This is a genomic window from Rhodococcus sp. 21391 (genome assembly GCF_016772255.1).
Classification (GTDB): domain Bacteria; phylum Actinomycetota; class Actinomycetes; order Mycobacteriales; family Mycobacteriaceae; genus Rhodococcus_F; species Rhodococcus_F opacus.
Map to the genome: position 1 here is coordinate 7412738 of NZ_CP063781.1, position 13159 is coordinate 7425896.

Annotated in this window: 12 protein-coding genes; 11 read left to right on the top strand and 1 reads right to left on the bottom strand. The window is 65.2% G+C overall.

All coding sequences use genetic code 11. The features are described 5' to 3' along the window. Nucleotides 1-93: 93 nt before the first annotated feature. The 9 genes from GO592_RS34435 to GO592_RS34470 all read left to right on the top strand — a co-directional run bounded on the left by GO592_RS34435 (nt 94) and on the right by GO592_RS34470 (nt 7240). Nucleotides 94-987, top strand: coding sequence for a fumarylacetoacetate hydrolase family protein (locus GO592_RS34435; RefSeq protein WP_172651837.1), 894 nt, complete (start codon nt 94-96; stop codon nt 985-987). Further along, a complete protein-coding gene (locus GO592_RS34440; protein ID WP_237737177.1) occupies nt 984-2090 on the top strand; it encodes a zinc-binding dehydrogenase in 1107 nt (368 codons plus the stop codon). Before GO592_RS34435 ends, GO592_RS34440 begins: the two co-directional genes overlap by 4 nt. 58 nt (nt 2091-2148) lie before the next feature. Continuing rightward, entirely contained in the window at nt 2149-2391 is a 243-nt protein-coding gene (locus tag GO592_RS45010; RefSeq protein ID WP_237737178.1) for a VOC family protein, read from the top strand. Between the two features lie 27 nt (nt 2392-2418). Then, on the top strand, nt 2419-3069 hold the full coding sequence (locus GO592_RS34445; RefSeq protein ID WP_237737179.1) for a VOC family protein: 651 nt from the start codon (nt 2419-2421) through the stop codon (nt 3067-3069). 42 nt (nt 3070-3111) lie between these two features. Further along, a complete protein-coding gene (locus GO592_RS34450) occupies nt 3112-3738 on the top strand; it encodes an isochorismatase family protein (RefSeq protein WP_172651835.1) in 627 nt (208 codons plus the stop codon). A 136-nt stretch (nt 3739-3874) separates the two neighbouring features. Then, on the top strand, nt 3875-5080 hold the full coding sequence (locus GO592_RS34455; RefSeq protein ID WP_172651834.1) for an FAD-dependent oxidoreductase: 1206 nt from the start codon (nt 3875-3877) through the stop codon (nt 5078-5080). A 187-nt stretch (nt 5081-5267) separates the two neighbouring features. After that, nucleotides 5268-6116, top strand: coding sequence for a catechol 1,2-dioxygenase (gene catA, locus GO592_RS34460; RefSeq protein WP_172651833.1), 849 nt, complete (start codon nt 5268-5270; stop codon nt 6114-6116). 68 nt (nt 6117-6184) lie between these two features. Then, complete coding sequence (locus GO592_RS34465; protein WP_237737180.1) at nt 6185-6757, top strand: alpha/beta fold hydrolase; 573 nt, start codon at nt 6185-6187, stop codon at nt 6755-6757. A 135-nt stretch (nt 6758-6892) separates the two neighbouring features. After that, on the top strand, nt 6893-7240 hold the full coding sequence (locus tag GO592_RS34470) for a hypothetical protein (RefSeq protein ID WP_237737181.1): 348 nt from the start codon (nt 6893-6895) through the stop codon (nt 7238-7240). Between the two features lie 460 nt (nt 7241-7700). On the opposite strand, the gene GO592_RS34475 is transcribed toward GO592_RS34470, so the two are convergent. Next, nucleotides 7701-8243, bottom strand: a complete 543-nt coding sequence (locus tag GO592_RS34475; protein WP_237737182.1) for a TetR/AcrR family transcriptional regulator — start codon at nt 8241-8243, stop codon at nt 7701-7703. A gap of 76 nt (nt 8244-8319) precedes the next feature. On the opposite strand from GO592_RS34475, the gene GO592_RS34480 reads away from it, so the two are divergent. Both GO592_RS34480 and GO592_RS34485 read left to right on the top strand, forming a co-directional pair. Further along, nucleotides 8320-9369: an aldo/keto reductase gene (locus GO592_RS34480; RefSeq protein WP_202715076.1), complete on the top strand. Its 1050-nt coding sequence runs from the start codon at nt 8320-8322 to the stop codon at nt 9367-9369. Between the two features lie 408 nt (nt 9370-9777). Continuing rightward, complete coding sequence (locus GO592_RS34485) at nt 9778-13101, top strand: protein kinase domain-containing protein (protein WP_202715077.1); 3324 nt, start codon at nt 9778-9780, stop codon at nt 13099-13101. Nucleotides 13102-13159: the final 58 nt, after the last annotated feature.

The following is a 13159-nucleotide window of genomic DNA, read 5'->3' on the forward strand; positions in this document are numbered from 1 at the left end:
GTCAGGGTTTCGCCCGGGGCACGCTCGCGGTCCCCTTTCGCAGCACACACCACGACACGAGCGCCCCGGGCGCCGCAAACGGAAAGCACGAACATGACCCCCACCCTCTGGTCCCTGGTCCAGTACACCACCACCGGTGAGGACACCCGCCTCGGCATCGCCGCCGACGGGCTCGTCCGCACCGTCCCGGACGCTCTGCGCGACCTCGATGCCCTGAGCCTGCTGCGGGAATGGTCAGCCCACCGACCGCTTCTGCTCGATCTGGACGTCGAAGCCCTCACTCCAGTCGACGGGGCCTCCCTGCTGGCGCCGATCACCTACCCCAACACGGTGTTGTGCGCCGGGGCCAACTATTACGACCACGCCGAGGAGATGGGCACCGCTCGCCCCGACCCCGACGCCGAACCCTTCTTCTTCCTCAAATCCCCCGCCACTTCTGTCGTCGGACCGGACGCCGCCATCGCGATCTTCGACGACGGTCGCTCGAAGGTGGACTGGGAAGCCGAACTCGGCGTCGTCATCGGCACCGAATGCACCGCGATCACCGCGGCCGAGGCGCCCGCTCATATCGCCGGCTACGTCGTCGCGAACGATATCTCCGACCGCGGCGTCTTCCACCGCGACAACTCCGTCTTTCCCGCCTTCGAATGGGACTGGGTCGGGCACAAGAGCCAGAACGGCTTCTGCCCCCTCGGCCCGGGCATCGTCCCGTCCTGGCAGGTCCCCGATCCGCAGTCGCTCAAGATCCGCCTCGACGTCAACGGGGTGGTCAAGCAGGACTCCGACACCGCCCAGATGGTGACCGGCGTATTCGACCTGGTCGCCGCCGCCAGCCGGATCATGACCCTCGCACCGGGGGACATCATCCTCACCGGCACCCCCGCCGGTGTCGGGATGCCCCGCCACGACTTCCTCCGAGACGGTGACGTCGTGACCGTGGACATCGACGGCATCGGCCGACTCACCAACACGATTGTCGTCAAATGAGCACCCCCCAGCACACCGCACCACCGCACGCCGGCGCCTGGCCGACTCCGACTCGCACCGGACCGACCATGACCGCCGTGACATTCCGAGAATTCGGCGGCCCCGAGGTCCTGACCGTCGAGACCGTGCCCACCCCCGTCCCCGGCCCCGATGAGGTCCTCATTCGGGTGGGTGTGGTCAGCGTCGGACGCCTGCTCGATCTCGTTGCCCGCTCCGGACACCACCCCTACGCGACCTTTACGTTTCCACACATCCTCGGCGCCGAGCACGCCGGCGTGGTGGTGGCGGCCGGCGCGCACGTCTCGACCGTCGCGCTCGGCGCCCGAGTCGCGACGTTTCCGGTGATCACCGACCCCTCCTGCCCCCTGGTGCAATCGGGATACGACGAACTGTCCCCGACCCTCGAGATCATCGGCACCCACCGACCGGGCGCCTACGCGCAGTACGTCGCGGTGCCCGCCGTCAACGTGTTCCCGGTGCCGGCGCAGATGAGTCCAGCCGACGCGGTCGCCGTCGCTCTCGCCGGCCCGGTCGCGATGAACCAGTTGCTGCGCGCCGGTTACCGCACCGGGCAACGGGTCATCGTGCAAGGCGCCACGTCGGCGCTCGGCTCCACCACCGCGCTCCTGGCGAAACACCTCCGGGCCGAGGTGATCGTCAGCTCGCGGCAACCGGCGAAACGAGAACGTCTGCGCGAGTTGGGGTTCGACAACGTCCTCGACTCGGCATCGCACACCTTCGCCGACGACGTGCGCGCGGCATTCGCGGGCTCCGGTGCCGACATCGTGATCGACAACCTCGGCGACCCGCTGCTCTGGTCGAAGGGAATGGCCGCCCTCGCGCCGGGCGGGGCGATGGTCAGCTCCGGGGCGTTCCTCGGGCACGACGTCACCGTCGATCTGCAACGACTCTATTCCCGGGGGCTGCGCATTATCGGGGTACGGACCGGCAACCGCGCCGCCGCCGTCCGGCTGTGGGAAGAGGTCCGCGCCGGGTTCCGCAGCGTGATCGACCGCACCTTCCCCCTGGCCGCCGCCGCCGAGGCCCACCGCTACGTGGAATCGAGCGCCAACGTTGGCCGTGTCGCCCTCCTCGTCGACTGAACGGCCGACCCCGATGACGGGGACGAAGCAACTGCACCTACGAGCTAAAGGAAAACCCATGAGCACCACCGCCCACCCCAGTGCCGTCGAACCCGCCGCCCCCGTGTCGAAGCTCGGCTACGTCACCTTCGATACCCCCGATGTCGAGCGGATGGTGTGGTACTACACCCAGGTCCTCGACTTCGAAACCGTCGAACAGAGCGCGGACGCAGCCTTCCTCACCACCGGCGCCGATCACCATTGCGTGGTGATCAAGAAGGGCCAGAAGAAGGCCCGGTCGGCCGTCGGCTACGAGGTCTGAGGCTCGCTCACCGACGCCCAGCAACGATTGAAGGACGCCGGCTACGAGGCACAGCGCCGTTCGGACATCGCGCCCGGCACCCCCGACGTCGTCGTCATGACCGAACCGGGCACCGGCATCGAATTGCACCTGATCGAGGGCCAGGACCCCAGTGGTGTCGACGGGCGCGCCCCGCTGCGGCCCACCAAGCTCGGGCACGTCGCCGCCTTCACCCCGGAACTGGAGCGGATGCAGAACTTCTACCAGGACCTCCTCGGCTTCAAGTGGTCCGACACCATTGGCGACTTCTTCGTGTTCCTGCGGTGCAACGCCGATCACCACGCGGCCAATTTCCTGGCCAGCACCACGAAGTCGGGCATGCACCACATCGCTTACGAGATGCGCGACCCGAACCACCTGATCACCATGATCGACCACCTCGCCAAGAACGATTTCCGGCTGCACTGGGGTCCCGGCCGCCACGGTCCCGGGCACAACCTGTTCACCTACCACAAGGACCCCGATGGCAACACCATCGAACTGTTCACCCAACTCGACGTCATCCACGACGAGTCCAAGGGGTACTGGGAACCGCGCCCGTGGCACGAGACGTACCCGCAGGGTCCGCGGACCTGGGAGGTCGACGTCGCCACCATCAACATCTGGGGGCCGATCAACGAGCAGGAAATCGAACACTGATCCTCGCGAACATCAACCGGCATCTTCAGTAAGGAAACTCTTATGACCGACACGCAGTACCCCGACAATCGCATCACCCGGGAGAACTCCGCCCTGGTGCTGGTGGACCACCAGCTCGGACTGATCCTCGGTGTCCACGACCAAGACCAGGAGCAACTCCGCCGAAACGTCGTCTCCCTGGCCGGGTTCGCTACCGCCTACGACATCCCCGTAGTCATCACCACCAGCGCGGACGACGGCCCCAACGGGGACCTGCTGCCCGAGCTGTCCCGGCTGCTGCCGGACGCAACACTCATTCGACGGCCCGGCGAGATCGATGCCTTCGACAACCAGGACTTCGAGGCCGCCATCCGAGCTACAGGTCGATCGCACCTGATCATCGCCGGTATCAGCACTGACGTCTGCGTCACGTTCGCGGCGCTGTCCGCGATCTCGCGCGGATACCACGCGCACGCGGTGCTCGATGCGTCAGGCACGTGGAGCGCGTTGGCCTCCCAGGCAGCGGCGGCCCGAATGCAGACCGCCGGCGTCGTGCTCAACAGCACGGTCGCCGTCGCAGCCGAACTGCAACGGGACTGGCGGAACCCGGGCGGAGCGGAACTGGCGGCCGTGTTCTCCGACAGTGCACTTCCGTTCTACGGCTCACTCGTGAGCTTCGCGACCCGCTGACCGCCCTTCGCTCGACCGTGCGGGCGGGTCGTCCCAATCGATCGCCCGCACGGTCACCGGCAAACCGCACCGACCACCCGATCGCGGAATCTACTGCCACACGGTGGGAATACCGAAACGAGAAACTGGGATTGACATGAAAACATCTACAACGGCGACGGTGGCGATCATCGGTGCCGGCATCGGCGGACTGACGTTGGCGATCGCGTTGCGGCGCCGGGGAATCGACGCGCAGGTGTTCGAGCAGGCACCGGAATTGGTGGCGGTGGGCGCCGCGGTGGCGCTCTCCTCGAACGGGGTCCGAGTCTTGGAGGGGCTGGGGCTGGGTGACCGACTGCAGGAAGTCGCGACAGTGCCGACCGGTCTGATCATCCGGCACGGCCGCTCGGGTAACCCCTTGTACCAGTACGGCAACCGGGCAGAGTATCGCGAACAATTCGGTTCGAACTACTACGGGTTGCACCGCGCGGACCTGCAGAAAGTGCTGATGGACGCGTGGGGACCTGACCGGGTGCACCTCGATCACCGGCTGGACTCACTCGACGAGATCGGCGAGCGGATTCGGCTGACGTTCACCAACGGCACTCAGGTGGATGCCGACTTCGTCGTCGGCGCGGACGGCGCCAAGTCCATCGTCCAGCAGCACGTCAACGGCAAATCCTACATCCGCTACTCGGGACAGAGCGGGTTCCGCGGGTTGGTGCCCACCGAGAAGGTCCCGAACCTTCCGGACCCGATGGCCATCCAGTTCTGGGTCGGCCCGAACGGGCACGTCCTGCACTACGCGATCGACGGGGGCCGCACGATCAACTTCCTGGCAGTCATCGATGCACCAGCAGACTGGAACTCGCCGGAATGGGTGATGCCGGGCCGACCCCTCGACGAGCTACTCGGCGCATTCGACGGGTGGCACCCCGATGTTCTGCGCATGCTGTCCGCAGTCCCGGTCAGCCCCCGCTGGGGCCTGTTCGTCCGTGATCCCCTTCCGCGGTGGAGCCGAGGACGGACCGTTCTGCTCGGAGACGCCGCGCACGCGATGGTGCCACACCAAGGCCAGGGTGCCAATCAGACCCTCGAGGACGCCGCGGCACTCGCGTACGCCTTCGAAGATCTCGCGTCCACCTCACCCGAAACCGCGTTCGGTGACTACGAACGCCGCCGACGGGGCCACACCCGCGCGGTACAACAGGCCTCGTGGGTCACCGGCCAGATGATGCGCATCAGTGATCAAGACGACGGAGCGGACTTCGCCGACACCATGACACGAGTACCCGACGTCCTGCACTGGATTCACAGTCACGACCCGAACCAGGTGGCCACCACCCCCGCCGCACAGCGCTGAGCCTTGGTGCGGACACGCGATCACCGCTCCAGCCGCTGCGAGGCGTCGCCAACGGCAAAAGAGAAGCGCAGTGTCGGACGACGACGTCCCCCGAACCCGACCCACCGGACGGGACGCACCCGTGCCGGTTCCACAGCCCATCGATGACCCAACCGAACCGGTCACCCCGCTCACAAAAGGAGAGAGTATGACGACTACGACGACACCGAGCGCTGCCGGATCCGGCAACGCCGCCACCGACAAGTTCACAGGCGAGCGGTTCACCGCCGACACCTCCCCGGAACGCCTGTCCGCCATCGCCACCCAAGCCCTCGCCGATCTCGGCGCCCTGATCCAGAAGTACGCCATCACCTACCCCGAATACCGGGTCCTCAAGCAATGGCTCATCGACGTCGGAGAAGGCGGCGAGTGGCCACTGCTGCTCGACGTGTTCGTCGAGCACGAGATCGAAGACGTCAACTCCCGGAACTTCCAGGGCACCAAGGGCAGCATCGAGGGACCGTACTACGTGCCGGGCGCACCGGAACTTCCAGCGCAGTGCACCCTTCCCATGCGGGACGAAGACCGCGTGCACACCGCGCTCGTTCTGCGCGGGCAGGTGACCGACCTGGACGGCGCCGGCCTCGGCGGGGCGGTGATCGAACTCTGGCATGCCGACAGCGACGGCTTCTACTCGCAGTTCGCCCCACACCTGCCGGAATGGAACCTGCGCGGCACCATCGTCACCGACACCGAGGGCCACTTCGACATCACCACGATTGCGCCTGCGCCGTACCAGATCCCGACCGACGGTCCCACCGGACAGTTCATCGCCGCGGCAGGCTGGCACCCGTGGCGACCTGCGCATCTGCACCTGCGGGTGACGGCACCGGGCAAACAGCCCATCATCACGCAACTGTACTTCGCCGGCGGTGACTGGATCGACGACGACGTCGCCGGTGCCACGAAGCCCGAACTTCTCCTCGACCCCCGACTCGACGACACCGGGCGGAAGGTGGTGACCTACAACTTCGCGCTCGACCCCGCCGTGGACTGACGGCCCGAACAACTCTCCTGTCGACACCGTTCCGATGCCCGCCCGCGGCAACCGCGATTAGGAACAGAATGCAGACGGCAGACAGGACAACTCAGTTTGTGCGTACGTCGGACTCCGTGATCGAGGTGGTCAGGGAAGGTACGGGTCCCTCAGTTGTCCTGTTGCCATCGCTCGGCCCGGGTTCCTACGACCCCGTCGCGGCGGGACTCGCGGACCACAACTTCCACGTGTCACGTCCCCAATCGCGCGGGATCGGGGGCAGTGAGGGACCACTCGAGGCGATCACACTCCACGACCTGGCCGCTGACATTGCGACCGTGATCGAAGACCAGGACAACGGCCCCGCAATGGTCGTCGGGCACGCATACGGCCACTACGTGGCGAGGACTCTGGCAGCGCACCGGCCCGCCCTCGTCCGCGGGGTAGTCGTTGCGGCGGCAGGGGGCGAAGAACTATCCGTCCACACTGACGGAACTCGCCGTGAAGTGCGCGGACTCCTCCTTCCCGGACGAGGAGCGCCTCGGCTACCTCCACAAAGGCTTCTTCGCGCCGGGGAACGACGCGTCCGGGTTGTGGCCGGCGATCGTGTGCGGCCACGGGCTCGGTCCGTGGAAGGTGGTCCCCATACCCGGAAACGGTAGCGGGTGTGAACGCCCGGCTTGGTGTATCCGTGTTCGATATCGACCGGTCAGCTTCTAACTTCGTGTTGGTGTGGGGTGTTTCCACTCCTGGGGTGGGTGAACGGCCCCTGGGGTTGCTTCAGATCGGGTGCTGGAGTGGGCAGAGTTGTACCTGTCACCGACGTACTTCCCCGCACTTTGGAGAAACTGAATGTCAACGCCCGCCGAACCGTTGCCGCCATCGCCTTCACTGCCTTGTCGGTCCTGGGTGTGGTCGGGGCGGCGTCCGTCGCTCATGCCGAGCCGATCGGTCCGAACGGTCCCACCGGTGGTCCGTGTCCGATCGTGAACACGGACTCCCAAGGCAACGAGACGGTGACGTACGGCAAGCCCGGCGATCGCGATGGCGCCCTGGTGTGTGGTGCGGACGGTGAATGGACGGTGGGCAAGCCCAAGGCCAACCCTGGGCAGATCCAGATCCAGCCCGGACTCTCACGCAGCTAACCGACAGCAGCCTCCGCTGTCCCCTCTGAGCCGAGTGCCCCGCATCGATACCGATGCGGGGCACTCTCGTCGGGAGGGTTCCGGCCACGTCCTGAACCGGAGAACATGGCGGTTGTACAGCGGAGATGACACGTCCCTCTTCCAGTGACTGAGCGCCGCCCGGCGAACGTGCGGGCGCGCCTAACCGGCAGGGCTACCGCGAGCGGTGTGGTGAACGGAAATCGTTGCGGCGGTGGGTATTCCGCTGACAGAGCGAGGCGTCGACGATGAGACTCGGGAGTGCTCGACCAGAGCCCGAGGGGGTCCGCCGCCTTCGCGGTCATCTCGCAGACCTTGAACAGGTTGTACCGTGCGGGTGGTGGCTGGAGCGACGACCAATGTTATGCCGCAGCCGCAGCCGCAGCCGCAGCCGCAGCCGCAGCCGCAGCCGCGGGCTCCGGTGCTGCGTCCTGGGACTTGCCTAGCGCTGCTGTTCGGTGCTGAGACCGTCGAGTATGAGACCGAGCATGGGTTGGGATCGGTCTCTCGCTCCGGATGCGGCGCGCCATAAGGCGCCGGTGAGCTGGAGGAAGTCGCCGGGGTCGGCATCCGTCCGAATGGTGCCGTCGCGTTTGCCGGCATCGAGGAGCTGTGTGATGGCGGCGATGACCGGGCCGTAAGTCTGTTCGGTGATCGTTTGATGCGCGCTGGGGCTGAGGGCATCGCCGAGGCCGTGCTTCTTTCGCATGGCGGCAACCAAGTCGGTGGTCCAGCACCGGAGTGCCTCCAGTGGCGGAAGAGTGGCCAGAAGTCCCGCCACGGTGTCGATGATCTGTTCGACCTCCCGCTGGTAGACGGCTAGCACGAGCGCCTCGCGGGTGGGGAAGTTGCGATACAGGGTGCCGGCGCCCACGCCGGAACGTTGAGCGACCTGGTTCATCGAGGTCTCGCCGTCCTCGGCGAAGGCCTGGCGGGCAGCCTCCAGGATGCGAGCCCGATTTTCGCGGGCGTCTGAACGAACCATGTTCCCCATCCTTGCTATCCGGAGAGCTCTCCACTAAATTATATGGAGAGCTCTCCACTTAATCTATAGGAGCACCATGCAGTACATCAAACTCGGCTCCACCGGCCTGGACGTATCACCCATCGCAATCGGCGCGATGACCTACGGCGAACCCGACCGCGGCCACCCGGTCTGGTCGCTCGGTGAGGGCGACGCTCGGCCGCTCATCAAGCACGCACTGGACGCTGGGATCAACTTCTTCGACACCGCCAACATGTACTCGAATGGGTCCAGCGAGGGGATCCTGGGTCGCGCGCTTCGCGACTTTGCGAATCGCGACGAAGTGGTGATCGCCACGAAGTTGCGCCACCCGATGCGCTCGGGTCCGAACGGTCGGGGTCTTTCGCGCAAGGCGATCATGACCGAGGTCGACCACTCGCTCGAACGGCTAGGAACCGACTACATCGACCTATACCAGGTGCACCGCAACGACCATTCGACCCCGCTCGAGGAGACTCTTGAAGCCCTCAGTGACCTCGTGAAGGGAGGCAAGGTGCGCTATCTCGGTGCGTCGTCGATGTTCGCGTGGGAGTTCGCGAAGGCTCTGCATCTGCAGAAGCAGCATGGCTGGGCGCGGTTTGTCTCGATGCAGGACCACTACAACCTGCTCGCCCGCGAGGAAGAGCGGGAGATGATCCCTCTGTGCCTGGACGAGGGCGTGGGCACCATTATCTGGAGTCCTCTCGCCAGGGGCCGCCTCGCCCGCGGCTGGGACGACGCGAAGGCGACCACCCGCTCGGAGACGGACGGCGCGTACGCCGACATGCTCTACTCTCCCGATCAGGAGGCATCGAACCACGCGATCATCGACGCGGTCGGGCAGGTCGCCGCCGACCACGGTGTGAGCCGCGCGGCAGTTGCCCTTGCGTGGCTGCACCGCCAACCCGTCGTGACAGCCCCGTTGGTCGGGGCCGGCTCGATCATGCAGATCGACGACGCCATCGCATCGCTGGACGTCGACCTCACCGACGACGAGCTGTGCGCCCTCACGGCGCCATACACGCCGCGGTACGACTGGCAGGGCGTGTCCGACGAAGCCACGATGGAAGCGATCAGGGCGCGCGTCCCGGGAATGGCACTTCGGTAACCTGCCCGAAGGCCACCTGGGCTCGGCTGGCCGGCCGAGGTGGGTGACCCAGTTGTCTAGGAGGCGGGCAACGGGCGGCAACTCTCCGCTGGGCGCGGTCATGGATACCGGTGGGGTGCTTCTGTCCTGATTGTCGGTGCCATTCTCGTGCCCCGCAGGGGTATCCGTCCGGTCGCGATCGTTGTTCTCGCCGCCATTTCCGGCATCGGCCTCTCCGTGGGCGCCAGGATCGCTCGGTGGCAGTCGCAGATCAGTTGCACCGAGACCGCAGCCCGCGAGGGAGCCGATCGTTTCGATCCACCCTGCGGCGAGGTCGGACTACTCTGAAACTGAGCGGTCAGAACCTCGAGTAGCAGGGCATAGAGGACCGATCGGTATCAATTGCGGAACCGTGTGAGGTTGAAGTGGATGGTTGACTTCGATCCCCACACAACCCAGCAGGATGTCGCCTATGCGATCGCCGAGGAACTCGTTGCGACGGGGTTCGAAGACGTCCAGGAGATCGGCCGTGGCGGGTTCGGCGTCGTATTCCGCTGTCGGCAGCCCTCCCTGGACCGTACGGTCGCGGTCAAGGTGCTGACCGCCGACGTCGACTCGGAGAACTTGGCACGCTTCTTCCGCGAACAACAGGCCATGGGCCGTGTGTCAGGTCATCCGCAGATTGTGACCATTCACGACGTCGGCAAAACGGCCAGCGGTCGCCCATTCATCGTCATGCAATACAACTCACGTGGATCCCTCGAAGCTGAGATCCGTAGGAACGGTCCGCTTCCTTGGGCTGAAGCGCTTCGATTAGGCGTCAAGTTGGCGGGTGCGTTGGAGACAGTGCATCAGATGGGTGTGCTTCACCGCGATGTGAAGCCTGGGAACATCCTGATCACCGATTATGGGGAACCGCAACTGACCGACTTCGGCATCGCGCGCATCGTTGGGGCGTTTGAGACTGTCAAGGGAACAGTCACCGGATCGCCCGCGTTTACCGCGCCGGAGGTGCTTCAGGGGGAGGCTCCATCGATCTCCTCCGATATCTACGGTCTCGGCGCCACATTGTTCTGTGCCGTCACCGGGCATGCGGCCTTCGAGCGTCTCAGCGGTGAGCAGGTGATGGCACAATTCCTGCGGATCACGACGGAACCGACCCCTGAGTTGACCGGTCGGAATCTCCCGGCGGACCTCCGCCTGACGATTGAACGGGCGATGGCGCGAACCGTTGCCGATCGCCCGGGATCCGCGGAAGAGTTGGGAAACCTCCTTCGCGACGTCGAGCGTCACAACGACCGGAACGTGGACGATATGGCAATGCCGGCGGGGGAGCGGACATACCGCGTGGACGTGCTGGCGGGTTCGGATCGTGGCGCTACGCCGACGGCGAACGAACAACTGCCTGCAGAAGAGGCACCGTCACCGCCCTTCCTGCCGCGTCGCCGCAAGGACGGAAACCTCCCACTCGAGCTGACCAGCTTCGTTGGCCGCCGTACCGAGTTGGCCGAGGCCAAACGCCTTCTGTCGGTATCGCGTTTGGTGACCTTCACTGGTATCGGTGGCGTCGGCAAGACGCGGTTGGCGTTGAAAGTCGGCGCGGATGCGCGTCGCGCTTTCACCGACGGTGTGTGGTTGGTCGAATTGGGACGGCTCCGAGATCCAGCGCTCTTGGCGGACACCTTCGCTGACACGTTCGGCCTTCGGGAACGTTCCGCGCGTCCACCATCGTTATTGCTGGCAGAGTATGTTTCTGACCGGAATCTTCTGCTGATCGTCGATAACTGTGAGCACATAATCGCGGCGGTTGCAGGACTGGTCGAACCGCTGCTGCGAGCGTGTCCGAATCTGAAGGTCCTCGCCACCAGCCGTGAATCTTTGGACCTCGCTGGCGAGACGGTGATGAGGGTACCTCCGCTCACGGTCCCGGACGCCACGGCGCCTCCTCCGTCTGGGCGCGGAGTAACGATTACCGACGCAGTGGCACTGTTCGTCGAACGGGCGCACGCGGCGGTACCCGACTTCGACCTGACTGATGCCAACAAGCCAGCCATCACCCAGATCTGCCAACAGGTAGATGGATTGCCGCTGTCAATCGAACTGGCGGCGGTGCGGTTGCGGGCAATGTCAGCAACACAGATCCGCGACAGATTGACCGATAGGTACGCGCTACTGACGAGAGGCCACCGGGGCGCACCGAGTCGGCAGCAATCGTTGCGTATGTCCGTCGACTGGAGCTATTGGCTTTGCACGCCGGATGAGCAGCGGTTGTGGGCACACGTTTCCATATTCGCAGGCCTCTTCGACCTCGAGGGTGTGGAAGGGGTGAGCGGGGGTTACTTCGGCTCAGTCCCGCCCCTGGATATTCTCGAGTCACTGGTTAACAAGTCGATCTTGATTCGCGAAGAATCGGTTGCCGGGGTGCGGTTTCGCATGCTGGAGACTCTTCGTGCTTATGGCCGCGACAAATTGCAGGAGAGCGGTGAGTACTCCACCGTGGCGCGCCGGCACCGGGACTGGTACCTCCAGTTGGTGAAGCATGCAGAGTCCGAGTGGATTTCGCCGCAGCAGACCGCCTGGATCACTCGGTTGCAGCAGGAACAACCGAACATCCGCGATGCGATGGAGTTCTGCACCTCTGAGACCGGTGAGGCTGTCGTCGGTCTACGAATGGCGGTCGCCCTGTACCCGTTCTGGTTTACGCGTGGCCTGTTCAGCGAAGGCCGGCGTTGGCTGGACCGACTCCTCGCTGCTGACGGGGAATCTCCGACGGTGGAACGGGTTCAAGCCTTGTACCTGAGTGGGGAGATGGCCGGCCTGCAGGGGGACATCGCCGCGGCAGTGCCCCTGGCGGCGAAGGCGCGAGAACTGGCCGAGCTTTTGGGCGACGCCGAGATCAGCGCGGCCGTGTCCTACGTGGAAGGGAACTTAGCGTTGTACAGCGGTGAGCCTGCGAAAGCGGTCACCTGTTTCGAGCATGCTCTCAGTGGTCTTCGCCCCGAGGCGAATCTCGTTCGCCGGATCGAAGCCCTGGTCGCCCGGGGGCTTGCCGGCTGGTTGGTCGGTAATGCCGCACTGGCGATTGCATCGCACCAGGAAGTGTTGGCTATCACGCGAGAACATGGTGAGTCCGTGTACCGCGCGTACTCGCTGTGGGTTCTCGGGCTGGTGTCGTGGCGGCAAGGACGGTCACGAGCGGGATCCGAGCTTCTGGAGGAGGGGGTACGAATCGCCCATCGGGTCGACGATCCTGTGAGCGGCGCGCTCTGCGTCGAAGCGTTGAGTTGGATTGCGGCAGAGGAAGGGCAAGAGGAAAGAGCGGCGGTGCTGATGGGCGCTGCCAGAGCACTCCGTAAGGTCGTGGGCGGTCCGACGGTGCACATTCCCGGCATGGTCGACTATCACGCGCAGTGCGAGCGCCGAACCCGCAAGGGGCTCGGCGACGCCGCATATGCAGCGGCCTTTCGAAATGGACAGGCCCTCAACTTCGACGAAGCCACTGCGTTAGCTCTCAACGAAAGTCCTCTCGTGCACTCCGCCCGTCGGTCCGGGGCAGGGAACGATTTGACTCAACGTGAAAGTCAGGTCGCAGAATTGGTGAGCGAGGGTTTGACCAACCGAGAAATTGCGGCGAGGCTGGTCATTTCACCACGCACTGCCCAGGGACATGTGGAGAATATTCTGGTCAAACTCGGGTTCACATCACGAGCGCAGATCGCCGCATGGTTCGTCGAACAAAACCGCCAGCCATAGCGCACGATATGGACGCCGCGGACCGGTGCCAGTTCCGATGACCCACAGTGGACATTCG

What these genes read in the sequence shown, in the direction of transcription:
- GO592_RS34480 (WP_202715076.1), top strand. Translation starts at nt 8,320, where the DNA reads ATGCAGTACATCAAACTCGGCTCCACCGGCCTGGACGTATCACCCATC.
- GO592_RS34450 (WP_172651835.1), top strand. Translation starts at nt 3,112, where the DNA reads ATGACCGACACGCAGTACCCCGACAATCGCATCACCCGGGAGAACTCC.
- GO592_RS34435 (WP_172651837.1), top strand. Translation starts at nt 94, where the DNA reads ATGACCCCCACCCTCTGGTCCCTGGTCCAGTACACCACCACCGGTGAG.
- GO592_RS34475 (WP_237737182.1), bottom strand. Translation starts at nt 8,243, where the DNA reads ATGGTTCGTTCAGACGCCCGCGAAAATCGGGCTCGCATCCTGGAGGCT.
- catA (WP_172651833.1), top strand. Translation starts at nt 5,268, where the DNA reads ATGACGACTACGACGACACCGAGCGCTGCCGGATCCGGCAACGCCGCC.
- GO592_RS34465 (WP_237737180.1), top strand. Translation starts at nt 6,185, where the DNA reads ATGCAGACGGCAGACAGGACAACTCAGTTTGTGCGTACGTCGGACTCC.
- GO592_RS34440 (WP_237737177.1), top strand. Translation starts at nt 984, where the DNA reads ATGAGCACCCCCCAGCACACCGCACCACCGCACGCCGGCGCCTGGCCG.
- GO592_RS34485 (WP_202715077.1), top strand. Translation starts at nt 9,778, where the DNA reads ATGGTTGACTTCGATCCCCACACAACCCAGCAGGATGTCGCCTATGCG.
- GO592_RS45010 (WP_237737178.1), top strand. Translation starts at nt 2,149, where the DNA reads ATGAGCACCACCGCCCACCCCAGTGCCGTCGAACCCGCCGCCCCCGTG.
- GO592_RS34455 (WP_172651834.1), top strand. Translation starts at nt 3,875, where the DNA reads ATGAAAACATCTACAACGGCGACGGTGGCGATCATCGGTGCCGGCATC.